Origin of the sequence: Blastococcus litoris (assembly GCF_003075095.1) — a bacterium.
In the GTDB taxonomy this organism is placed as follows: domain Bacteria; phylum Actinomycetota; class Actinomycetes; order Mycobacteriales; family Geodermatophilaceae; genus Blastococcus_B; species Blastococcus_B litoris.
In genome coordinates, this window is the sequence record NZ_QCZF01000009.1 from 63,211 (window position 1) to 85,101 (window position 21,891).

22 protein-coding genes are annotated in these 21,891 nt (G+C 75.2%); 18 read left to right on the forward strand and 4 right to left on the reverse strand.

Features of this window, described 5'->3' with window-relative positions:
* Positions 1-12 precede the first annotated feature (12 nt).
* A complete protein-coding gene (locus DCS98_RS18150) occupies positions 13-2,343 on the forward strand; it encodes a M20/M25/M40 family metallo-hydrolase (protein ID WP_206340330.1) in 2,331 nt (776 codons plus the stop codon).
* On the opposite strand, the gene DCS98_RS18155 is transcribed toward DCS98_RS18150, so the two are convergent.
* Both DCS98_RS18155 and DCS98_RS18160 read right to left on the reverse strand, forming a co-directional pair.
* Complete coding sequence (locus DCS98_RS18155) at positions 2,344-3,105, reverse strand: SDR family NAD(P)-dependent oxidoreductase (protein ID WP_116452802.1); 762 nt, start codon at positions 3,103-3,105, stop codon at positions 2,344-2,346.
* Positions 3,092-3,691: a nitroreductase family protein gene (locus tag DCS98_RS18160; RefSeq protein WP_116452803.1), complete on the reverse strand. Its 600-nt coding sequence runs from the start codon at positions 3,689-3,691 to the stop codon at positions 3,092-3,094. Before DCS98_RS18160 ends, DCS98_RS18155 begins: the two co-directional genes overlap by 14 nt.
* A gap of 61 nt (positions 3,692-3,752) precedes the next feature.
* Here DCS98_RS18160 and priA point away from each other — a divergent pair, with 61 nt between their 5' ends.
* Genes priA through hisF form a run of 3 tightly spaced genes read left to right on the forward strand, consistent with a single transcriptional unit; the run spans position 3,753 to position 5,667 of the window.
* A complete protein-coding gene (gene priA / locus DCS98_RS18165; RefSeq protein ID WP_116452804.1) occupies positions 3,753-4,484 on the forward strand; it encodes a bifunctional 1-(5-phosphoribosyl)-5-((5-phosphoribosylamino)methylideneamino)imidazole-4-carboxamide isomerase/phosphoribosylanthranilate isomerase PriA in 732 nt (243 codons plus the stop codon).
* Positions 4,481-4,873 carry a RidA family protein gene (locus DCS98_RS18170; protein WP_116452805.1) on the forward strand — a complete coding sequence of 131 codons (393 nt, stop codon included), beginning with the start codon at positions 4,481-4,483 and terminating at the stop codon, positions 4,871-4,873. Before priA ends, DCS98_RS18170 begins: the two co-directional genes overlap by 4 nt.
* Positions 4,870-5,667: an imidazole glycerol phosphate synthase subunit HisF gene (hisF, locus tag DCS98_RS18175; RefSeq protein ID WP_116452806.1), complete on the forward strand. Its 798-nt coding sequence runs from the start codon at positions 4,870-4,872 to the stop codon at positions 5,665-5,667. Before DCS98_RS18170 ends, hisF begins: the two co-directional genes overlap by 4 nt.
* A gap of 24 nt (positions 5,668-5,691) precedes the next feature.
* On the opposite strand, the gene DCS98_RS23125 is transcribed toward hisF, so the two are convergent.
* A complete protein-coding gene (locus DCS98_RS23125; protein ID WP_164704645.1) occupies positions 5,692-5,970 on the reverse strand; it encodes a hypothetical protein in 279 nt (92 codons plus the stop codon).
* Between the two features lie 316 nt (positions 5,971-6,286).
* Positions 6,287-6,898 carry a TIGR03085 family metal-binding protein gene (locus DCS98_RS18185; protein ID WP_116452808.1) on the reverse strand — a complete coding sequence of 204 codons (612 nt, stop codon included), beginning with the start codon at positions 6,896-6,898 and terminating at the stop codon, positions 6,287-6,289.
* Positions 6,899-7,000: 102 nt separating this feature from the next.
* Here DCS98_RS18185 and DCS98_RS18190 point away from each other — a divergent pair, with 102 nt between their 5' ends.
* The 14 genes from DCS98_RS18190 (at position 7,001) to lgt (ending at position 21,597) form a co-directional block, all read left to right on the forward strand.
* On the forward strand, positions 7,001-8,776 hold the full coding sequence (locus DCS98_RS18190) for an ABC transporter ATP-binding protein (protein WP_164704646.1): 1,776 nt from the start codon (positions 7,001-7,003) through the stop codon (positions 8,774-8,776).
* A complete protein-coding gene (locus DCS98_RS18195; protein WP_241038311.1) occupies positions 8,773-10,608 on the forward strand; it encodes an ABC transporter ATP-binding protein in 1,836 nt (611 codons plus the stop codon). The genes DCS98_RS18190 and DCS98_RS18195 overlap by 4 nt, the downstream gene beginning before the upstream one ends.
* A gap of 18 nt (positions 10,609-10,626) precedes the next feature.
* Positions 10,627-11,034 (forward strand): hypothetical protein, encoded by a 408-nt coding sequence (locus DCS98_RS18200; protein ID WP_164704647.1) that lies wholly within the window; start codon positions 10,627-10,629, stop codon positions 11,032-11,034.
* 608 nt (positions 11,035-11,642) lie between these two features.
* Positions 11,643-12,191 carry a hypothetical protein gene (locus DCS98_RS23710; RefSeq protein ID WP_241038313.1) on the forward strand — a complete coding sequence of 183 codons (549 nt, stop codon included), beginning with the start codon at positions 11,643-11,645 and terminating at the stop codon, positions 12,189-12,191.
* Positions 12,192-12,310: 119 nt separating this feature from the next.
* Positions 12,311-12,802, forward strand: a complete 492-nt coding sequence (locus DCS98_RS18210) for a hypothetical protein (protein WP_116452811.1) — start codon at positions 12,311-12,313, stop codon at positions 12,800-12,802.
* Positions 12,803-12,812: 10 nt separating this feature from the next.
* Entirely contained in the window at positions 12,813-14,486 is a 1,674-nt protein-coding gene (locus DCS98_RS18215) for an FAD-binding dehydrogenase (protein WP_116452812.1), read from the forward strand.
* Positions 14,483-15,163 (forward strand): DUF6264 family protein, encoded by a 681-nt coding sequence (locus DCS98_RS18220; RefSeq protein WP_116452813.1) that lies wholly within the window; start codon positions 14,483-14,485, stop codon positions 15,161-15,163. The genes DCS98_RS18215 and DCS98_RS18220 overlap by 4 nt, the downstream gene beginning before the upstream one ends.
* A 25-nt stretch (positions 15,164-15,188) precedes the next feature.
* The gene (gene hisI / locus DCS98_RS18225) at positions 15,189-15,551 is read left to right on the forward strand and encodes a phosphoribosyl-AMP cyclohydrolase (protein ID WP_116452814.1); all 363 of its coding nucleotides are present in this window, start codon (positions 15,189-15,191) and stop codon (positions 15,549-15,551) included.
* Positions 15,548-17,044, forward strand: a complete 1,497-nt coding sequence (locus DCS98_RS18230; protein ID WP_116452815.1) for an anthranilate synthase component I — start codon at positions 15,548-15,550, stop codon at positions 17,042-17,044. The genes hisI and DCS98_RS18230 overlap by 4 nt, the downstream gene beginning before the upstream one ends.
* The gene (locus DCS98_RS18235) at positions 17,041-17,595 is read left to right on the forward strand and encodes a Trp biosynthesis-associated membrane protein (protein ID WP_116452816.1); all 555 of its coding nucleotides are present in this window, start codon (positions 17,041-17,043) and stop codon (positions 17,593-17,595) included. The genes DCS98_RS18230 and DCS98_RS18235 overlap by 4 nt, the downstream gene beginning before the upstream one ends.
* A 160-nt stretch (positions 17,596-17,755) precedes the next feature.
* Positions 17,756-18,565: an indole-3-glycerol phosphate synthase TrpC gene (gene trpC, locus DCS98_RS18240; protein WP_116452817.1), complete on the forward strand. Its 810-nt coding sequence runs from the start codon at positions 17,756-17,758 to the stop codon at positions 18,563-18,565.
* A gap of 16 nt (positions 18,566-18,581) precedes the next feature.
* Positions 18,582-19,934 carry a tryptophan synthase subunit beta gene (gene trpB / locus DCS98_RS18245; RefSeq protein ID WP_116452818.1) on the forward strand — a complete coding sequence of 451 codons (1,353 nt, stop codon included), beginning with the start codon at positions 18,582-18,584 and terminating at the stop codon, positions 19,932-19,934.
* Positions 19,931-20,716, forward strand: coding sequence for a tryptophan synthase subunit alpha (gene trpA / locus DCS98_RS18250; RefSeq protein WP_116452819.1), 786 nt, complete (start codon positions 19,931-19,933; stop codon positions 20,714-20,716). Before trpB ends, trpA begins: the two co-directional genes overlap by 4 nt.
* Complete coding sequence (lgt, locus tag DCS98_RS18255) at positions 20,713-21,597, forward strand: prolipoprotein diacylglyceryl transferase (protein WP_116452820.1); 885 nt, start codon at positions 20,713-20,715, stop codon at positions 21,595-21,597. Before trpA ends, lgt begins: the two co-directional genes overlap by 4 nt.
* The last annotated feature ends 294 nt before the right edge of the window (positions 21,598-21,891 follow it).

Genomic DNA, 21,891 nt, shown 5'->3' on the forward strand with positions numbered 1-21,891 from the left:
TAGGGTGACGCCGTGCGCGTCGAACGGTCACGGCCCGCCGCGCGCCCGAACCGTGTCGCCGGGCTGGTCGTCGTCGCCCTGCTGCTGGGCCTGGCCGGGTGGTCGGCCCTGGCGCTGTCACCGCCCGCACCCGCGCCGGCCGACGCCGCGCCGACGGACTTCAGCGCCACGCGGGCCTTCGCCCACGTCGAGCAGCTCGCCGCGGACGTGCACGTCGCCGGCAGCGCCGCGAGCGCCGACGTCGTCGACGGGCTCGTCGCCACCCTGAGCGGACTGGGCCTCGACACCCGCGTGCAGAGCGCCGTGGGTGCGGTCCGCACGGCGTCGGGGGAGACCCGGATGGCGCGGGTGCGCAACGTCGTCGCCGTCCTGCCGGGCAGCGCGCCCACCGGCCGGATCTTCCTCACCGCCCACCACGACTCCGTGGAGACCGGCCCGGGCGCAGCCGACGACGCGGCGGGTGTGGCCGCCGTCCTCGAGTCGGCGCGGGCCCTCGTCGCGGGCCCGCGGCTGCGCAACGACGTGGTGGTCGTCCTGACCGACGCCGAGGAGGCCTGCTCCTGCGGCGCGGAGGCGTTCGCCTCCGCGCACCCGCTCGCCTCCGCCGGTGGGGTCGTCCTCAACCTGGAGGCCCGCGGCACCGGCGGGCCGCCGATCATGTTCGAGACGTCGCCGGGCAACGCCGCCCTCGCCGAGGTGTACGCCACCGCCGTCCCGCACCCGGTCGCGAGCAGCTTCGCCGTCGAGGTCTACCGGGTCATGCCGAACTTCACCGATTTCAGCGTCCTGCTGGACGACGGCGACTTCACCGGCCTGAACACCGCCTTCATCGACGGCGCCGCCGCCTACCACTCGCCGCAGGACGTGCCCGGGCGGCTGGACCGCGGCACGCTCCAGGCCCTCGGCGACAACGCCCTGGCCACGGCGCGGGCGCTGGGCGAGGCCGACCTCGGCACGCTGTCCGAACCGGCCGAGGGCGACGCGACGTACTTCCCGGTCCTCGGCGAGCTGGTCCGCTACCCCGGGACCCTGGTGTGGCCGGTGGCCGGCGCCGCGCTGGCCGCCGTCGGCCTGCTGGTCCTCGTGCTGCGGCGGCGCGGCACCAGCTCGCTGCGCCGGACGGCCGGCGCGACCCTGCTGGCCGCGCTGCCGCTGGTGCTCGCCCCGCTGGCCGCGCAGGGCCTCTGGGCGGCGCTGGTGCTGGTGCGCCCCGGGTACGGCCAGCTGGTCGACCCGTGGCGGCCCGGCTGGTTCCGGCTGGCGGTCGTCGCGCTGCTGGCCGCCGTGCTGCTGAGCTGGTACGCGCTGCTGCGGCGTCGGGTGGGCGCCGCGGCGCTGGCCGCCGGCGCGCTGGTGTGGCTCGCCGTCCTCGGTGCCGTGCTGGCCGCCGTCGCCCCGGGTGGCTCCTACCTGGCCGCCTGGCCGGCGCTGGCCGGCGCGCTGACCGGCCTGGTCGCCGCGGTGACCGCCTCGCCGGTGCTGCGGCTGCTCACCGCCCTGGCCGGGGGAGCGGTCGCCGTCGTCGTGCTCGCGCCCACGGTCGTCCTCTTCTTCCCGGCGCTGGGGCTCGCCACCGCGGCGGCGCCCGCGGCCGTGGCCACGATGCTGCTCGTCGCGCTGCTGCCCGCCGTCGAGCTGCTGTTCCCGTCCCCGGAAGACCGCCGCCCGTGGTCGGTGGCGCTGGTCCCGGCGGTCGCGCTCGGCCTGGCCGTCGCCTGCACGGCGACGGGCCTGTCCGTCGACGGGTTCGACGCCGACCACCCCGTCCCCAGCCGGCTGGCCTACGTGCTCGACGCCGACACCGGGCAGGCCTCCTGGGTGAGCACCGAGGGCTCGCCGGGTGCGTACACGGCGGAGGTCGTCGGAACCCGGGCGGAGCTCCCGGTGCGCCTGCCCTACCTGACCGGCGAGGTCTGGTCCGGTTCCGCGCAGCCGGCCGACCTCGCGCCGGCCGAGGTGAGCGCGGTGTCGGACTCCGTGCTCGGGAGCCGCCGGGAGCTGTCGGTCCGCGTCACCCCGCAGCGCCCCGGGGTGCGCGTCCTCGTCCTGGACCTGCGGGTGGAGAGCGGCACGGTCGCCGCCGCGCGCGTAGCCGGGCGGGCGGTGCCCGAGGAGGAGCTGGGGGAGGACCGGGCGTGGATCGTCTTCCACGCGCCACCGGACGGGGGGCTCCCGGCGTCGTTCAGCATCGAGGGCGGCGGCGCCGTCGAGCTGCGGGTGATCGACGTGAGCGACGGGCTGAGCGGCCTGCCGGGGTACCGGCCGCGTCCCGACGGCGTGGATGCCGCCGGATCGCACAGCTCCGACGTCGTCCTCGTGTCCGAGACCAGCGAACTGGGCTGATCAGCTGCGCAGGTACGAGGCGCCGTTGACGTCGACGATCGTGCCGGTGGAGAACCGGGCCTCCGGCGAGGCGAGCCACAGCACGGCGGAGGCGACCTCCGCAGGTCTCGCCACCCGGCCGTAGGGCGACTGCGCGCGGACGGCGTCGCCGCCGGGCCCGTCGAGCACCTCGCGCGCCATCTCGGTCTGCACGAACCCGGGCGCGACGCAGGTGACGGAGATGCCGTGCGGCGCGAGGGCCAGCGCCATCGACTGGGCGAAGGCGTTGAGCCCGGCCTTGGAGGCGCCGTACGCGGGGTTGTCCGGCTCGCCGCGGAAGGCCCCGCGGCTCGAGACGTTGACCACCGCGCCGCCGCCGGCTGCGATCAGGTGCGGGACGGCGCGGAAGGTCGCGTTCGCCGCGCCCACCAGGTTGGTCGCCAGCGTCTGGGCCCACGCGGCCTGCCACTGGTCGTAGGAGGTCTCCAGCGGCGGGCGGGCGGTGAAGACGCCCGCGTTGTTGACCAGCACGTCGAGGCCGCCGAGCGCGCCGGCCGCCTCGTCGACCATCGACCCGACCTGGTCGGCGTCGGTCATGTCCGCCCGCACGAGGACGTGCCCCTCGCCCGGCAGCTCGGCCAGGACCGCCTCCGCCCGCTCGCGCGAGCTGCCCCAGTGCACCGCCACCCGGTCGCCCCGCTCGGCGAACGCGCCGGCGACCGCCCGGCCGATGCCGCGGGAGGCGCCGGTGACCAGCACCGCCCGTCCCTCACCAGCTGCCACGGTGCACGACCTCCTCGACGGGGCGCCGTCCACGGCGCAGCGAGGGGGAGCGGCGGTCGCCGTCCCCCGGGTAACCGACGGACACGCAGCCGATCGGCCGGAAGCCCGCCGGGACGCCGAAGGCGGCACGGAACGCGTCCACCCGCTCCGGGGGGATGCCGAAGAAGCAGGCGCCGAGCCCCTCGTCGACGGCGGTGAGCAGCATCAGCAGCGACGCCATGCCGGCGTCGACGTCCCAGTACGGAACCGGCCAGCGCGACTCGTCGCGGTCGGTCCAGCCCTTGTCCGGCTCGGCGTACCGGTCCAGGTAGGCGTCCTTGTTCGCCAGCGGCACGACCAGCAGCGGCGCGCGGCGCATGCGGGTCAGCCACCCGTCCGGTGCGCCCTCCCCGCTGGTCGCGGTCCAGAAGCGGTCGCGCTCCTCCGGCGTCTCCAGCACCAGGAACGCCCAGCCCTGGCTGAACCCGGCCGAGGGCGCCCGGATGGCGTGCTCGAGCAGCCGCTCGCGGATCTCCGCGGGCACCGGCCGGTCCGGGTCGTAGTCGCGCACCATGCGCCGGCGGCGGACCACCTCGGCGAACTCCATGCCGACACCCTGCCGCAGGGTCCGGGGAGGGCCGCGCGCGGGCGTCCCTACGCTGTCCGTCGTGCCGAAGCTGCAGCTGCTCCCCGCCGTCGACGTCGCCGACGGCCAGGCCGTCCGTCTCGTGCAGGGGGAGGCCGGCAGCGAGACGTCCTACGGCGACCCGCTCGAGGCCGCGATGCAGTGGCAGACCGACGGCGCCGAGTGGGTCCACCTCGTCGACCTCGACGCCGCCTTCGGGCGAGGCTCGAACCGGGAGCTGCTCGCCCGCGTGGTCGGGGAGCTGGACGTCGACGTCGAGCTCTCCGGGGGGATCCGGGACGACGAGTCGCTGGCCGCCGCGCTGGCGACCGGCTGCCGCCGCGTGAACCTGGGCACCGCGGCGCTCGAGTCGCCCGAGTGGTGCGCCCGTGCGATCGCCGAGCACGGCGACCGGATCGCCGTCGGCCTCGACGTGCGCGGCACCCGGCTGGCCGCCCGCGGCTGGACGCAGGAGGGCGGCGAGCTCTACGAGACGCTCGCCCGCCTGGACGCCGAGGGCTGCGCGCGGTACGTCGTCACCGACATCACCAAGGACGGCACGCTGCGCGGACCCAATCTCGACCTGCTGCGCGAGGTCTGCGCCGCCACGCCGAAGCCGGTCATCGCCTCCGGTGGCGTCAGCTCGCTCGACGACATCCGCGCGCTGGCCGGCCTGACCGCCGTCGGCGTCGAGGGTGCGATCGTCGGCAAGGCGCTCTACGCCGGCCAGTTCTCCCTGCCGGAGGCGCTGCGGGTCACCGAGGAGCTGGCGTGAGCGTCATCCGGCTCGGATCGGGGGCGCCGTGGGAGGGCGTCGTCGGCTACAGCCGCGTCGTCGTCCGCGGCGAGGCGGCGTGGGTGAGCGGGACGACGTCGGTCGTCGACGGCCAGGTGGTGCACCCGGGCGACGCCGGCGCGCAGGCCCGGCAGTGCCTGGCGACGATCGAGGAGTCGCTGGAGCGGGCCGGCTTCACGCTCAACGACGTCGTCCGCACGCGGATGTTCGTCACCGACATCTCCCGGTGGGAGGAGGTCGGTCGGGCGCACGGCGAGTTCTTCGGCGACATCCGCCCGGCCACCACGATGGTCCAGGTGGCCGCGCTCATCGACCCGGCGATGCTGGTCGAGATCGAGGCCGACGCGGTGCGCGGGGTGCCGGCGTGAGTCTGGCCGTGCGGGTGATCCCGTGCCTGGACGTCGACGCCGGCCGGGTCGTCAAGGGCGTGAACTTCGTCGACCTGCGCGACGCCGGCGACCCGGTGGAGATGGCCCGCGTGTACGACGCCGAGGGCGCCGACGAGCTCACCTTCCTCGACATCACCGCGAGCTCCGGTGACCGGGCGACCACGTACGACGTGGTCAGCCGGACGGCGGAGAGCGTCTTCATCCCGCTGACCGTGGGCGGCGGCGTGCGCAGCCCCGAGGACGTCGACCGGCTGCTGCGCGCCGGGGCGGACAAGGTCGCGGTGAACACCGCCGCCGTCGCCCGGCCGGAGCTGATCGCCGAGATCGCCGACAGGTTCGGCAACCAGGTGCTGGTGCTCTCCCTCGACGCCCGCCGCGTCCGGGACGGCGCGGAGACCGAGTCCGGCTTCGAGATCACCACGCACGGCGGGCGCCGCGGAACCGGTCAGGACGCCGTCGAGTGGTGCATCCGGGCGGCCGAGCTCGGGGCGGGGGAGATCCTGCTCAACTCGATGGACGCCGACGGCACCCGCGCGGGCTTCGACACGGAGCTGATCCGGCAGGTCCGCCGCGAGGTGCGGGTGCCGCTGATCGCCAGCGGGGGAGCGGGCGCCGCCGAGCACTTCCCCCCGGCGGTGGAGGCCGGCGCCGACGCCGTGCTCGCCGCGAGCGTCTTCCACTTCGGCGTCATGCGGATCGGCGAGGTGAAGGACGCCCTGACGAAGGCCGGCGTGCCCGTCCGCCACGAGGCGGACAGGCCGCTGACCGACTGACGCCCGGTCGTCGGCGGCGTCGGGTCAGGGACGGCTTCCGTTCCGCCGCATCAGGAACGCGCTGGTGCCCATGACGGAGAGCGACAGGGCGGCCTGCGTCCAGGTCCACCAGCCCACGGGCGTGTGACCGGCCAACGGGCAGATCGTCGTCTCGATCGCCATGAACGACCCGGCGAGCGCGCCGAGCCGGGCGCTGCCCCGCCAGCCACGCCACAGGGCGGTCACCGCGACCACGATCGACACGAGGGCGGCCAGGTCGATCGGCAGCTGCCACAGCGCGGGGCCGAGGTCCCCGCTGGGCATCGGCTCGATGGAGGGGCACAGGACGAAGGCGATCCCGAAGGCCGCCGCGGCGAGGCGACCGGCGTCCCGGCTCAGGCCGTCACGCCGGGGTGAGGGCCGTCGTTCCCAGGGCGCAGGCGCCTGTGGAGGGGGCGTGGGCCCGACCGGTCCGATCAGGGGCGCTGCAGGCGTCGACGGCGACCCGGGAACTGGGACGACCGGAGGGACGACCGAGAACGGAACGGGCGCGTCGGCGACGGACATGCGCGCACCGTAGAGGTCGGCGGCACCGGGGGGCACGCACCTCCGCCCCCGGTCCACCCGAAATGGCGGAGGGTCAGCCGACATCCACCCGCGCGATGTCGCGGCGGCCGGACACCCAGAGCAGGAGCTCGAGCGGTTCGCCCTCGACGGTGCGGCCGCCGGCGCCGTAGCGCTTCTCGACCCCCGGGACGTCGCTGCGCCGCAGCACCAGCCCGCGGCGGCCGGCCGCCCGCCGCGCGAACAGCTCCAGCGCCGTCCAGATCTGGTCCTGCTCGGCGCGGGGCAGCGTGCGGGCGGTCCAGCCCGGCTGGGCCCGGCGGACGTCCTCGTGGTGGATCGCGTACTCGGTCGTGTTCAGAATCCGCGCGACAGGCGGCCAGGCCATCGGCGACCATGGCGCCGGTCCCGACCGCACGCGGTCGACGACCTCCCGGAACGGCGTCGACTCCCGCAGCCGGTCCTCCAGCCGGTGGGACCACGCGCTGAGCGGCTGGGCCACGCCCAGCTGCTCCACGCCGTAGCCGGGCAGGGCGTCGGGGCGGTTGTCGCGGACCACCAGGTGCGCGGCGAGGTGGGCGGTGGTCCAGCCCTCGCAGCACGTGGGGGCGTCCGGCCCGAGCTTCCCGAGCAGGTCGGCCAGGGCGGTGCGTTCGCTGTCGGCGACGGTGGGGGAAGAGGGAGCCATCGGCGGAGGTTACCGAGGAGCACCTGCTGCGGCGCGGCGAGGATCGTTTAGCCGCCCTAACCAACGCGTAGCATCGCCAGGCCTACGACCCGAAGGAGAACAGTGACCCGCCGCCGAGACGCCGTGGTCCGGCGCGGTCTCCGACACGTGCGGCGCGCCATCGTCGAGCAGCCCGGCATGTTCACCCTCGCCGTCCTGGCCAGCAGCGTCTACGGCGCGATGACCGTGGCCAGCGCCTACGTGATCGGCGAGATCACCGACCGGGTCCTCCTGCCCTCGTTCGCCGACGGCGCGACCACGGCCGCGGCCCTCTCGCTCGCCGCGGCGGCCATCATCGGGGTGGCGCTGCTCAAGATCGTCGGCATCCTCGGCCGCCGGCTGTTCGCCGGGATCATGAGCTACCGGCTGCAGGCGGACTACCGGCGTCGGGTCACCCGCCAGTACCTGCGGCTGCCGCTCTCGTGGCACCAGCGCCACCCGACCGGTCAGCTGCTGTCGAACGCGAACTCCGACGTCGAGGCCGCCTGGTTCTTCGTGGCCCCGTTGCCCTTCGCCTGCGGCGCGATCGTGATGATCGCGATCACCGTCGTGGCGCTGTTCGTCACCGACCCGCTCATCGCGCTGGTCGGGCTCGTCGTCTTCCCCCTGGTCTTCGTCGTCAACGTCGTCTACTCGCAGGTGATGAGCCCGCGCATGCAGCGGGCCCAGCAGTTGCGCGCCGAGGTCAGCGAGATCGCGCACGAGAGCTTCGACGCCGGGCTGGTGGTCAAGACGCTGGGCCGGGAGGCCTCCGAGACCGAGCGCTTCGGGGCCCGTGCCGAGGAGCTCCGCGACGGGCTGGTCGCCGTCGGCCGGGTGCGCGGCCTGTTCGACCCGCTGATGGAGGCGCTGCCCAACCTCGGCACGCTCGCCGTCCTGCTCATCGGGGCCGGCCGGGTGGCCGACGGCAGCACCGACGCCGGCGAGCTGGTCTCCATCGCGTACCTGTTCACCCTGCTGGCGCTGCCCATCCGGGCCATCGGCTGGGTGCTGGCCGACCTGCCCCGGGCGCTCGCCGGCTTCGACCGCGTCACGCCCGTCCTCGAGGCGACCGGCGAGACCCCGTATGGGTCCGAGTCGGCGACCGCCGCCGGCGGAGGTGCGGGAGTGGCCGTGGACGGCGTCGACTTCGCCTTCGCCGACGCCGCCGCACCGACCCTGCGCGGGGTCACCTTCGACGTGCGGGCCGGCTCGACCGTCGCCGTCGTCGGCCCCACCGGGTCGGGCAAGTCGACGCTGGCCGGGCTGCTCGTCCGGCTGGTCGACCCGGCCGACGGGTCGGTCCTGCTCGACGGCGTCGACGTGCGCCGGCTGCGCGAGGGCGAGGTCAGCGGCCAGGCCGCCTTCGTGGCGCAGGGCACCTTCCTCTTCGACGACACGGTGCGCGGCAACATCACCCTCGACGAGCCGTTCGGCGACGACGAGGTCTGGGCCGCTCTGCGGGTCGCCGCGGCCGACGATTTCGTCGCCGCCCTGCCCGAGGGGCTCGACACCCGGGTCGGCGAGCGCGGCGCGACCCTCTCCGGCGGTCAGCGGCAGCGGCTGGCCCTCGCGCGGGCCGTCGTCCGCCGTCCGCGGCTCCTGGTCCTCGACGACGCGACCAGCGCCGTCGACCCTGCCGTGGAGGCGCGCATCCTCGACGCCCTGCGCGGCAGCGACGAGCCCTCGACGGTCGTGGTGATCGCCTACCGGCAGGCGACGATCTCGCTCGCGGACGAGGTGGTGTGGCTCGAGCACGGGCAGGTCCTGGCGCGCGGCACCCACGAGGAGCTGCTCGACGAGGTGCCCGGCTACGCCGCCCTCGTCCGTGCCTACTCGCAGGCGGAGGTGGCCGCGTGACCGAGCCGCCCGTCCTGCCCGCCGACGACCGCCGCGAGGGCGCGCTCGCCACCCTGCGCCGCGGCCTGCGGATGATGCCCGAGTTCCGCCGGGGCCTGCCCGTCACGTTCGCGCTCGCCCTGGTCGCCACCGCCGGCCGGGTGGTCGTGCCGATCGCCGTCCAGCAGGTCATCGACCGGGGTCTCGCCGGCGGCGACCCCGACCTGGACCTCGTCACCCGCCTCGTCCTGCTCTGCGCGGTCGTCGTCCTGGTCACCGCGGTCGCGGTCTACCGGATGAACGTCCGCCTCTTCCGGACGACGGAGACCGCCCTGGCCGGGCTCCGGGTCCGGGCCTTCCGCCACGTGCACGACCTGTCGGTGCTCCACCAGCAGGGCGAGCGCCGTGGATCCCTGGTCTCCCGGGTGACCAGCGACGTCGACCAGCTCTCGACGTTCATGCAGTGGGGCGGCGTCCTCGGCCTGGTCAGCGTCGGCCAGCTCGTCGTCGCGACGGTGGTCATGGCCGTCTACTCCTGGCAGCTGACCCTGCTCGTGCTCGTGTGCTTCGTGCCGCTGGCGATCGCCGTCCGGTGGTTCGCCCAGCGCCTGGCGGTCGCCTACGGCGTCGTCCGCGAGCGGGTCGGCGACGTGCTGGGCGCGGTCGCCGAGTCCGTCGTCGGTGCCTCGACGGTGCGGGCCTACGGCGTCCGCGCCCGGACGGCGGCCCGCATCGACGGCGCCATCGACCGCCAGTACCGCGCCCAGGTGGACGCGCAGAAGGTGACCGCGGCGGTCTTCGTCAGCGGCGAGTTCGTCGCCGCCCTCGCCAACGCCGCGGTGGTCGTCGTCGGCGTGCTCCTCGGCCTGGCCGGGAACATCACCGCCGGGACCCTCGTCGCCTTCCTCTTCCTCGTCACCCTGTTCGTCGCCCCGGTCCAGACGGCGAGCGAGGTGCTCAACGAGGCGCAGAACGCCGTGGCCGGCTTCCGCCGCGTCCTCGACGTGATCGACACCGCCCCCGACGTCCGCGACCCTGCCATCGCCGACCCCGCGGGCGTGCGCGAGCTGCCGCCGGGGCCGCTGGGGGTCCGCTTCGACGCGGTGTCCTTCCGCTACGCCCCCGGCGCCCGCCTGGCGCTCGACGGCGTCGACCTCACCATCGCGCCGCGCCGGCGAGTGGCCGTCGTGGGGGAGACGGGGTCGGGCAAGACGACCTTCGCCAAGCTGGTCACCCGGCTGATGGACCCGGTGGACGGCCGCGTGCTGCTGGGGTCGGACGCCGCGGGGTGGGTGCCGCTCGACGAGGTGGCCTTCGGCTCGCTGCGCGCGCGGGTGGTCATGGTCCCGCAGGACGGGTTCCTGTTCGACGCCACGGTGGCCGAGAACGTGCGCTACGGCCGGCCCGGGATGACCGACGACCAGGTGGCCGCCGCCTTCGAGGAGCTGGAGCTCGGCGCCTGGCTCGAGGGCCTCCCCGACGGCGTGCGGACCCCGGTGGGACAGCGCGGCGAGTCGCTGTCCTCGGGCGAGCGGCAGCTGGTCGCGATCGCCCGCGCCTACGTCGCCGACCCCGACCTGCTGGTGCTCGACGAGGCCACGAGCGCGGTCGACCCGGCCACGGAGCAGCGGCTCACCCGGGCGCTCGACCGGCTGACCACCGGCCGCACCACGCTGACGATCGCGCACCGGCTGTCGACGGCCGAGCGTGCCGACGAGGTGCTGGTCGTCGACGCCGGCCAGGTCGTCCAGCGGGGCACCCACGCGGAGCTGGTCGACGCCAACGGCCCGTACGCGCGGCTTCACGCGTCGTGGCGGCGCTCCGCTTCCGGTAGCCCCGCACCGACGGGCTGACCGCCTAGGCTCCGCGCTGTGGAGACAGTTCCCGGGCCGCTGAGCCGCATGCCGCCGATCCCGGCCATCGCCGCCGCTGTGCTCGGGCTGCTGAGCGCGTTCGTCCCGGCGGTCTTCCTGCTGGCGGCCGTCGCGTTCTCCGGCGGGGAGTTCGAGGGGAGCGGCTGGCTGCTGGTCGCCGTCCCGATCCTGCTGTTCGTCGGGCTGCTCGTCGGTGGCGTGCTGCTGCTCCTCGGCAGGGCGTGGTGGGTCCTGACCGTGACCGCCGGCGTCCTGACCGCCCTGCTCTTCTACGGCTTCGCGTCCGGTGGCTGGGGTGCCGGCGCGTTCGGCGTCCTGACCGTCGTCGTCCCGTTCGTCACCGCCGTGCTGGCGGCGCTGCCGCGGGTCCGGCAGTGGGTGGCCGCCCGGCGCGCGGCCCGCTAGCTCACCCCTCGCGCGGACCTCACCGTCGGGTCGCCGTCCTCGTGCTCGAGCGCGAGGACGGCGACCCTGCGGCGAGGTCGGTCGTCCCCAGGGGGCGGCGCGGTCCACAACCCCACCGGCTGCGGCGCGTCCGGTACGGGCGACCCCCAGCATGGGCCGATGCATCCAGCCCTGCGCGCCGCATCGGAGAAGCGCCTGGGGGTCTTCAGCACTGCCGAGGCCCTCCGCGCCGGCTACGACGCCTCCGAGATCCGGGCCCTCCGTCGCTCCGGGACGTGGGTCGGCCTCCGACGCGGCATCCTCGTCGAGGCGGCGTCGCTGGCCGCGGCCGAGGCGCGCGGACGGCGCTACGACGTCGACTGCCTGGCCCTCGTCCTGGGCCTGGCCAGGCCCACGACGCTGCTGAGCCACGTCTCGGCCGCCCGCCTGTGGGAGCTGCCGACGCCGCGGACGGTCGATCCGGTCTTCCGGCTCACCGATCCACGGCAGTGGCGGCGGGGCAGTGACTACCTGATGACGTGCGCGCCGCTCACTCCGGCCGAGCGATGGCGGACGGGCTCGCTGCCGCTCACCTCTGCGTCGCGGACGCTCGTCGACTGCTCGCGGGAGTGGCCGCTGGAGGACGCCGTGGTCGCGATGACGCCGCCCTGCTGGCCGGCCGCACGACGCCGGCGGAGCTGCATCAGGCCACGGCCGCGGTCCGGCACTGGCGCGGGTCCGGACGCGCGGCACGGGCAACCGCCCTTGCCGACGGGCGGGCCGAATCGCCGCTGGAGACCCGCGGACGGCTGCGCATCCTCGGTGCCGGGCTCCCGGCTCCGGAGCTCCAGGTGGAGATCGAGGCCGGTGGACGACTCGTGGGGGTGGTCGACGCGTGGTTCGAGGCGGCCGCCGTCGCGGTGGAGTTCGACGGACAGGTCAAGTACACCGATCCCTGGCGGGGCCGGGATCCCCAGCGGGTGCTCTGGGAGGAGAAGCGCCGGGAGGACGAGCTGCGGGCCCTGGACATCCGCGTGGTCCGGCTCACCGATGCCGACACGCGAGCAGGCTGGCCCGCCGTCGAGCGGCGGTTGCGGGGCCTGCTCGCCGCGCCCGGCCCCGCGGTGCGGCAGTTCACCGCCGTGCCGCGGGTCCGTGGCGTGCGGCGGGCCGGCTGACCCGCCGTCCTCACCGTCGGGTCGCCGTCCTCGTGCTCGAACGCGAGGACGGCGACCCTGCGGCGGGGCCGAGGGCCGGCTCCCGGCCGATGTCCGGCCGGGCGTCCTAGTCTCCGGCCATGCCGTCCTCCGCCTCGCGCAGCCGCGCCGCGGTGCGGCGCTCGCCCCGACCGGCACAGCGCACGACCGTGGCCCCGCCGCGCGAGCGCCCGCTCGCCGTCCCGTTCGCCGCGTTCTTCGGCCTGCTGCTCGCGGCCGAGGCGGTGTGGTTCGCCTGGCTGCTCCGAACACCGGGCGTCGGCTGGGACTGGTTCGTCGCCGTCCCGCTGGCCCTCGCGGTGCTCGCCCTGGTGGGTGCGGCCCTCGTGCTCGCCGGCCGGGGCCGGGGGTGGGCCGTCCTCGCCCTGGCCGCCCTGCTGTCCGCCGTGGGACTCCTGCTGGTCGCCCTGTTCTTCGCGGTGCTGGGCGGCGATCTCGCCGTGGGTGCGACCCTGCTGCTGCTCGTCGGTCCGGGAACCTCGCTGGTCCTGGCCCTGCGGCGCCCGGTCCGGGAGTGGACACGGGGGCATCGCCCACAGGAGGGAGAGCGCAGCGGCGCCTCGGCCCGCTAGCGTCCTCGCCGTGACCAGCAACGAGACGGGCCGGGCGGAAGCAGACGTCGTCGTCGTGGGTGCGGGGCTGGCCGGCCTCGTCGCCACGGCCGAACTGGCCGACGCCGGCAAGCGCGTGATCCTCCTCGACCAGGAACCGGAGGCCTCCCTCGGCGGGCAGGCTTTCTGGAGCTTCGGCGGCCTGTTCCTGGTCGACTCGCCCGAGCAGCGCCGGCTGCGGGTGCACGACTCGCTCGAGCTCGCCCGCCAGGACTGGTTCGGCACGGCGGCCTTCGACCGCGACTCCGACCACTGGCCCCGGCAGTGGGCCGAGGCGTACCTGCAGTTCGCGGCGGGGGAGAAGCGGTCCTGGCTCAAGGAGCAGGGCATCGGCTTCTTCCCGGTCGTGGGCTGGGCCGAGCGCGGTGGCTACACCGCCACCGGGCACGGCAACTCGGTGCCGCGGTTCCACATCGTGTGGGGCACCGGCCCCGCGATCGTCGAGGCGTTCGCGCGGCGGGTGCGCGCCGCCGCCGAGGCCGGCCGGGTGGAGCTGCGGTTCCGCCACCGGGTGGACGAGCTGGTCGTCACCGGTGGTGCGGTCACCGGCGTCCGCGGCGGGGTGCTCGAGCCCAGCCCGGTCGCCCGCGGCGAGGCCAGCTCGCGCACCCAGGTCGGCGACTTCGAGATCACCGCGCAAGCCGTCGTCGTCACCTCCGGCGGCATCGGCGGCAACCACGAGCTGGTGCGCAAGAACTGGCCGGCCCGCCTGGGCCCCGCCCCGAAGCGGATGCTCTCGGGCGTCCCGGCGCACGTCGACGGCCGCATGCTGCAGGCCACCCAGGACGCCGGCGCGAGCGTGGTGAACGGCGACCGCATGTGGCACTACACCGAGGGCATCGCCAACCACTCGCCGGTCTGGGAGAACCACGGCATCCGCATCCTCCCGGGCCCCTCGTCGATGTGGTTCGACGCGACCGGCTCACGGCTGCCGGTGCCGCTGTTCCCGGGGTTCGACACCCTCGGCACCCTCGCCCACATCGGGACGACGGGCCACGAGCACACCTGGTTCATCGCGACGCACAAGATCGTGGAGAAGGAGTTCGGGCTCTCGGGCTCCGAGCAGAACCCCGACCTGACGGGGAAGGACATCCGGCTGCTCGCGACCCGCGTCAAGGCCGGGATGGCCGCTCCGGTGCAGGCGTTCCTCGACAAGGGCGAGGACTTCGTCGTCGCGGACACGCTCCCGGAGCTGGTCGCCGGCATGAACCGGATCACCGGCGGGAGGCCCGAGCTGGACCTGGGGCAGATCGAGCGGGAGATCGTCTGCCGCGACCGGGAGATCGCCCACGAGTTCGGCAAGGACATGCAGATCAACGCCATGCGGGCCGCGCGCAACTACCTGGGCGACAAGCTCATCCGCGTTGCCCAGCCGCACCGGATCCTGGACCCGGAGGCCGGCCCGCTGGTCGCCGTGCGGCTGAACATCATCACTCGCAAGACCCTCGGCGGGCTCGAGACCGACCTCTCCGCCCGGGTGCTGCGACCCGGTGGCGACGTCTTCCCCGGCCTGTACGCGGCCGGCGAGGTCGCCGGCTTCGGCGGTGGCGGCATGCACGGCTACCGCTCGCTCGAGGGGACGTTCCTCGGCGGCTGCATCTTCTCGGGCCGGGTCGCCGGCCGCGCGGCCGCGGCGGCGCTGTGACGACCGGCGGCTGGGGCCCGCCCGGGCGGAGTCCCTGGGCCGACCCGAGCACCCCGACGGAGCAGGGCGCCCCCTACGCGGGCCCGCCGCCGACGGCTCCGGTCTACGGTGCGCCGCCGCCGGCCTACGGCTACCCGCCGCCGTACGCCGCGCCGCCCTGGGGCGCTCCCTACGGCTACGCGACGCCACCCCGGCGACCGCAGCGGCCCGGCCAGGTCATCACCGCGGCGGTGCTCGCCTTCGCCCAGTCGGTCGTGGTGCTCATCGCCTCGGTCTACGTCTGGTTCTTCGCCTCCGTCGCCGACATCGCCACCACCGGCGCCGACGGCGTCTACGACCCGGCCGCCATCGACGCGCTGGCCACCGAGGGCACCGTGCTGGCCATCGTGCAGCTGGTGTCGGTCGTGCTGCTCATCGGCGCCGGGGTCTGGGTGCTCAACAGCCGCCGCCGCGCCGCCGCGCTGCTGCTGGTCACCGGACTCGCCGTCCAGGTGGTGCTGGCCGCCTACTGGATGGTGCGGCTGCAGTCGGAGATCGGGGGCTTCGACACCGACGGCTCGATCATCGCCGTCTCCCTGTTCTTCGCCGCCGCGCCGCTCGTGGGGCTCGGCATGCTCCTGATCGGTCCGGGCCGCCGGTGGTTCGACGGCACCACCCCGGCCACCTGGCAGCCCTGACCCCCGAGCACGGCAGACTGGAGGCATGCCCGAACCCGCGCTCGCCCCGGAGGTCGCCGCGCTGCTGAAGCACGACCCGGCCGGCCTGGTGGCCGCCGTCGTCCAGCAGCACGACACCGGCGAGGTGCTCATGGTCGCCTGGATGGACGACGAGGCCCTCCGCCGCACGCTCACCACCGGCCGGGCCACCTACTGGTCGCGCAGCCGCGGCGAGTACTGGGTCAAGGGCGAGACGTCGGGCAACCGGCAGTGGGTCCGCGAGGTCCGTCTCGACTGCGACGGCGACGCGCTGCTGGTCCTCGTCGACCAGGAGGGCGCCGCCTGCCACACCGGCGAGCGCAGCTGCTTCCACCGCCCGCTCCCGGCCGTCGCGGGGCGGGCCTCGTGAGGTTCGGCTTCACCAGCCCGACCGCGGAGGAGTACGCCGCGCTGGACCAGGCGGTCGTCCCCGTCACCCGGCGGCTGCTCGCCGACAGCGAGACCGCCGTCGGCATCTACCGCAAGCTCGCCGGCAACCGGCCGGGCACGGTGCTGCTGGAGTCGGCCGAGCAGGGCAAGCGCTGGGCGCGCTACAGCTTCGTCGGGGTGCGCAGCGCCGGTGTCCTCACCGAGCGGGACGGCGTCACGCAGTGGCTGGGCGAGCAGGTCCCCGGGCTCACCGACGACCTGCCCGCCGACCCGCTCGCCGCCGTCCGCACGCTGGCCCGCCGGTTCCGGTCACCGCGTCACGAGGACCTGCCGCCGCTCACCGGCGGCCTGGTCGGCTACCTCGGGTACGACGTCGTCCGGCGGCTGGAGCGGCTGCCCTCGACGAGCGCCGCCGACCTGGGCATGCCCGAGCTGGCGATGATGCTCGTGACCGACCTGGCGGTGCTCGACCACACCGACGGCTCGGTGCTGCTCATCGCCAACGCGCTGCGCGGGGGAGCGGGGTACGAGGACGCCGTCGCCCGGCTGGACGCGATGGCCGCCGACCTCACGAAGGCGGTGCCCCCGGGCCTCGCCGTGTTCGAGCGGGCCGACCCGCCGCCGGTCACCAGCAACCTCGCGCCGGGCCTGTTCGAGGACGGCGTCGAGCGGATCCGCGAGCACATCCGGGCCGGCGACGCCTTCCAGGTCGTGCTCGCCCAGCGCTTCGAGCTGGCCACCGACGTCGAGGCGCTGGACCTCTACCGGGTGCTGCGGGCGACCAACCCGTCGCCGTACATGTACCTGCTGCGCTTCGCCGGCCGCGAGTCGCCGTTCGACGTCGTCGGCTCCTCGCCCGAGGCCCTGGTGACCGTCACGGGCACCTCGGCGGTGGTGCACCCGCCGGCCGGCACCCGGCCGCGTGGCGCGACGCCGGAGGAGGACGTCCGGCTGGCCGACGGCCTGCTCGCCGACCCGAAGGAGCGGGCCGAGCACGTCATGCTCGTCGACCTCGCCCGCAACGACCTGGGGCGGGTGTGCGTGCCGGGCACCGTGGAGGTGCCCGACTTCATGCGGGTCGAGCACTACAGCCACGTCATGCACCTGGTCTCGACCGTGACCGGCACGGTGGCGCCCGAGCACGATGCGCTCGACGTCTTCGACGCCACCTTCCCGGCGGGGACCGTCTCCGGCGCCCCGAAGCCGAGGGCCATGGAGATCATCGAGTCGCTGGAGCCGACCCGGCGGGCGCTCTACGCCGGCACCGTCGGCTACGTCGACTCCAGCGGGGACATGGACATGGCGATCGCCATCCGCACCGCCGTCCTCCACCAGGGCCGGGCGTACGTGCAGGCCGGCGCCGGGGTCGTCGCCGACAGCGACCCCGCGACCGAGGAGGCGGAGACCCGCCACAAGGCCCGGGCGGTGCTCTCGGCGATCGCCACGGCCGAAGGACTGCGGGAGCTCCGGTGAGCGCCGCACGGCGGGAGCTCGGCGCCGCCGTCGTCGGGGCGGTGCTGGCGGGCGCTCTGGCCCTCGTGGCCGGTGGCCAGGCGTGGGCGGAGACCACCGTCGACCGGCGGCCGCCGCTGCCGCCGGTGGTCGAGACCCTGTCGGGGGCCGACGCCGCGCCGCTGGTCCCCGCGACGGGGCTGGTCCTGCTCGCGGCGGCGGTGGCGCTGCTCGCCGTGCGCTCCGCCGGCCGCGTCGTCGTCGGGCTGCTGATGGCGGTCGCCGGTGGCGTGCTGGCCTGGTCGGGGGTCCGGGCGCTCGCCGGAGGGCTCGACGTCGACGGCGCCGCCGTCGACGTCACTGCGTCCTGGCCGGTCCTGGCCGTGCTGGCCGGTGTGCTGGGCGTCGCCGCAGGAGTCGTCGTCGTGCTGCGCGGCCGGTCCTGGCCCGGCATGGGCCGCCGGTACGAGCGGGCGCCGGCGGACGCACCGCCCGCCCGGGAGCAGACCGACGAGGACAGGTCGCAGGCCGCCTGGAAGGCCCTCGACCGGGGCGAGGACCCGACCGCATAGCCGAACGCGACCCGCTCGGTCCACCCGCCCCCCGGCCGGGGCGCCGGACCACCGCCCTTACAGTGGATCTCGCCCATCCGCCCGGCGAGGGGACGTGTTTCGTGCGACATCCGGAGGACCGCGTGAGCAGCCGCGCAGCGCTGTCGACAGGCGCGCGACCGTGAACGTGCTCGACGAGATCGTCGCCGGCGTCCGCGAGGACCTCGCCGCGCGCGAGGCCGTCACCCCGCTCGAGGAGATCAAGGCCGCCGCGCGCGACGCCCGTCCCTCCCTGGACGCGCTCGCCGCGCTGCGCGCCCCTGGCGTCGGCGTGATCGCCGAGGTCAAGCGGCGCAGCCCGTCCAAGGGCGAGCTCGCCGACATCCCCGACCCCGCCCAGCTCGCCGTCCAGTACGCGGCCGGCGGCGCCCGGGTGATCAGCGTCCTGACCGAGCAGCGGCGTTTCGGCGGCTCGCAGGCCGACCTCGACGCCGTCCGGGCCGTGGTCGACGTGCCGATCCTGTGCAAGGACTTCGTCGTCAGCAGCTACCAGGTCCACGAGGCGCGGGCGCACGGGGCCGACGTGGTCCTGCTGATCGTGGCCGCGCTCGAGCAGAACGCCCTGGTCGGTCTGCTGGAGCGGGTGGAGTCGCTCGGCATGACCGCGCTGGTCGAGGTGCACACCGAGGCCGAGGCAGACCGCGCCCTGGACGCCGGCGCCTCCGTGATCGGGGTCAACGCCCGCGACCTGACCACGCTGCAGGTCGACCGCTCCACCTTCGAGAAGATCGCCCCCGGCCTGCCGTCGGGCGTGGTGAAGGTGGCCGAGTCCGGTGTCCGGGGGCCGCACGACCTGATCGGGTACGCCGCGGCCGGCGCGGACGCCGTCCTCGTCGGCGAGGGGCTGGTGACCGCCGGCGACGCCCGCCAGGCCGTCGCCGACCTCGTCACGGCGGGCGCGCACCCCGCTACGCCGAGAACCAGCCGCTGATCCCTACTCTGGTCGCATGACGACGACCAGCCCAGCGACGCAGACCGGAGAACTCCCGCTCCCGGCGCGCCCGGGCTGGCCCGACGCGACCGGCCACTTCGGCGTCTTCGGCGGCCGCTTCGTGCCCGAGGCGCTGATCGCCGCGCTCGACGAGCTGACCGAGGCCTACGAGGCCATGCGGGTGGACCCCGCGTTCCTCGCCGAGTTCGCCCGGCTGCAGCGCGACTACACGGGGCGGCCGAGCCCGATCACCGAGGTGCCCAAGTTCGCCGAGCACTGCGGCGGCGCCCGTGTGCTGCTCAAGCGCGAGGACCTCAACCACACCGGCTCGCACAAGATCAACAACGTGCTGGGCCAGGCGCTGCTGACGCGTCGGATCGGCAAGACGCGGGTCATCGCCGAGACCGGCGCCGGGCAGCACGGCGTGGCGACAGCGACGGCAGCCGCGCTCATGGGGCTCTCCTGCACCGTCTACATGGGCGAGGAGGACACCCGCCGGCAGGCCCTGAACGTCGCGCGCATGCGGCTGCTCGGTGCAGAGGTCATCCCGGTGACCACCGGCTCGCGCACCCTCAAGGACGCGATCAACGAGGCGTTCCGCGACTGGGTCACCAACGTGGAGACGACCAACTACGTGTTCGGCACCGTCGCCGGTCCGCACCCGTTCCCGGCGATGGTGCGCGACTTCCAGCGGGTGATCGGCGACGAGGCCCGTGTCCAGCTGCTCGAGCGGGAGGGGCGGCTGCCCGACGCCGTGCTCGCCTGCGTCGGCGGCGGCTCCAACGCGATCGGCATCTTCACCGCCTTCGTCCCCGACGACGGCGTCCGGCTGGTCGGGCTGGAGGCGGCCGGGGACGGCGTGGAGAGCGGGCGGCACGCGGCGACGATCACCGGCGGCACGCCCGGTGTGCTGCACGGTGCACGCTCGTACCTGCTGCAGGACGAGCACGGCCAGACCATCGAGTCGCACTCGATCAGCGCCGGGCTGGACTACCCGGGCGTCGGGCCGGAGCACTCCTACCTGCACGACATCGGCCGCGCCGAGTACCGGCCGGTGACCGACGCCGAGGCCATGGAGGCCTTCGCCCTCCTGTGCCGCACCGAGGGCATCATCCCGGCGATCGAGTCCGCGCACGCCCTCGCCGGCGCGATGACGCTCGGCCAGGAGCTCGGGCGGGACGCCCTGCTCCTGGTGAACCTCTCCGGCCGGGGCGACAAGGACGTGGAGACGGCGTCGCGCTGGTTCGGGCTGGGCGACCGCGAGGAGGTCGACCCGGGGCCCGGTCTGGACACCGACCAGCAGCCGACCGAGGGCGCGGTCAGCAACGACGAGGGCGTGAGCGGCCAGGACGCGGGGGAGACGGCGTGAGCGCGCTGGCCGACCGCATCGCCGCGGCGAAGTCGCACGACCGGGCCGCGCTGGTCGCCTACCTGCCGGTGGGCTACCCCGACGTCGACACGTCGATCGCGGCGATGGTCGCGGCCGTCGAGGGCGGGGCCGACGTCGTCGAGATCGGCGTCCCCTACAGCGACCCCGGCATGGACGGCCCCGTCATCCAGGAGGCGGTGGACGTCGCCGTCCGGGCCGGGGTCGGCATGCGCGACGTGCTGCGTGCGGTCTCGGCGGTCGCCGACGCGGGCGCTGTCCCGGTGGTGATGAGCTACTGGAACCCGATCGAGCGGTACGGGGTGGCGCGGTTCGCCGCCGACCTCGCCGCGGCCGGCGGAGCGGGCGCGATCACCCCCGACCTCATCCCCGACGAGGCCGCCGAGTGGCTGGCGGCCTCGGACGAGCACGGGCTGGACCGGGTGTTCCTCGTCGCGCCGTCCTCGACCGGCGCCCGCCTGCGCTCGACCACCGCGGCGTGCCGGGGCTTCGTCTACGCCGCCTCGACCATGGGCGTCACCGGCACGCGGGAGACCGTGGGTGACACGGCCGAGGCGCTGGTCGCCCGGACCCGCGAGGCGGCGCCCGGTCTCGCCGTCTGCGTCGGGCTAGGCGTCTCGAACGGTCAGCAGGCCGCCGAGGTCGCGGGCTTCGCCGACGGCGTGATCGTGGGGTCCGCCTACGTCCGCGAGCTGCTCGAGGGGCGGGGCGTCGACGGCGTCCGGGCGCTGTCGGAGGACCTGGCGAAGGGAGTCCGGGCATGATCCTGGCGAGCATCCCCAGCCCCACGCAGGGCGTCTGGGAGCTGGGCCCGCTGCCGCTGCGGGCCTACGCCCTGTGCATCGTCGCCGGCATCGTCGCCGCGGTGCTGATCACCGAGAAGCGGTGGGTGGCCCGGGGTGGCGCGCCCGGCGACGTCCTCGACATCGCCGTCTGGGCGGTGCCCTTCGGGATCATCGGCGGGCGGCTGTACCACGTGATCTCCAGCCCGCGCGCCTACTTCGGCGAGGGCGGCGACCCGCTGCGGGCCTTCGCCATCTGGGAGGGCGGCTTGGGCATCTGGGGCGCCATCGCCCTCGGTGGCGTCGGTGCCTGGATCGCCTGCCGGCGCCGCGGCATCCCGCTGCCGGCGTTCGCCGACGCGCTGGCTCCGGGTCTGCTGGTCGCGCAGGCGATCGGCCGCCTCGGCAACTGGTTCAACAACGAGCTCTACGGCGGGGCGACCGACCTCCCCTGGGCGCTGAAGATCTACGAGTGGGACGGCGGCCGGGCGGTGCTCGACGCCGACGGCCAGCCGGTGCTGCTCGGCACCTTCCACCCGACGTTCCTCTACGAGCTGCTGTGGAACCTGGCGGCGGCTGCCTTCGTGGTCTGGGCCGACCGCCGGTTCCGGCTGGGTCACGGCCGGGCGTTCGCCCTGTACGTGGCCTCCTACTGCGCAGGCCGCCTGTGGATCGAGCTGCTCCGCACCGACCCGGCGGAGACCTTCTTCGGCGTCCGCATCAACGTCTTCACGTCCGTCGTCGTGGGTGTGCTCGCGCTGGCCTACTTCTTCTGGCAGCGCGGCCGCCCGCGGGAGGTCATCACGCGCGGTCAGGACGTGGCCGCCCGCGAGGACGATCCCCGGCCCGCCGAGCCGGGCTGATCAGCCGTTCCCGCCAGGCAACGCGTCGATCCTGCCGACGCGCCGGATGTGAGGTTTATCCGGCCTGAGCCCGTGTTACGGCTGTGTACCCTTCGCGTCAGGCCCGCCAGTGATCCTGGTCGGGCCGAACAGTCGGACCGGGCCAGCGTCGCCCCGCGGACGACAGCTCGTCGGCACCACACCCGACGGGCTCCAGCCAGCCGCAGCCGGGGCCGACGTCCCCCCGGCAGCCGGCCTCCGCAGTGCCGCCCCCTCCGACCACCGGCCCCTTGACCACCGGCCAGGGCTCCGTGC

Bases quoted from the DNA above. Each gene is read 5' to 3' on its own strand.
- DCS98_RS18210 (WP_116452811.1), top strand. From the start codon at position 12,311: ATGCCGTCCTCCGCCTCGCGCAGCCGCGCCGCGGTGCGGCGCTCGCCC.
- DCS98_RS18160 (WP_116452803.1), bottom strand. From the start codon at position 3,691: ATGGAGTTCGCCGAGGTGGTCCGCCGCCGGCGCATGGTGCGCGACTAC.
- trpB (WP_116452818.1), top strand. From the start codon at position 18,582: ATGACGACGACCAGCCCAGCGACGCAGACCGGAGAACTCCCGCTCCCG.
- DCS98_RS18185 (WP_116452808.1), bottom strand. From the start codon at position 6,898: ATGGCTCCCTCTTCCCCCACCGTCGCCGACAGCGAACGCACCGCCCTG.
- hisI (WP_116452814.1), top strand. From the start codon at position 15,189: ATGCCCGAACCCGCGCTCGCCCCGGAGGTCGCCGCGCTGCTGAAGCAC.
- lgt (WP_116452820.1), top strand. From the start codon at position 20,713: ATGATCCTGGCGAGCATCCCCAGCCCCACGCAGGGCGTCTGGGAGCTG.
- DCS98_RS23125 (WP_164704645.1), bottom strand. From the start codon at position 5,970: ATGCCCAGCGGGGACCTCGGCCCCGCGCTGTGGCAGCTGCCGATCGAC.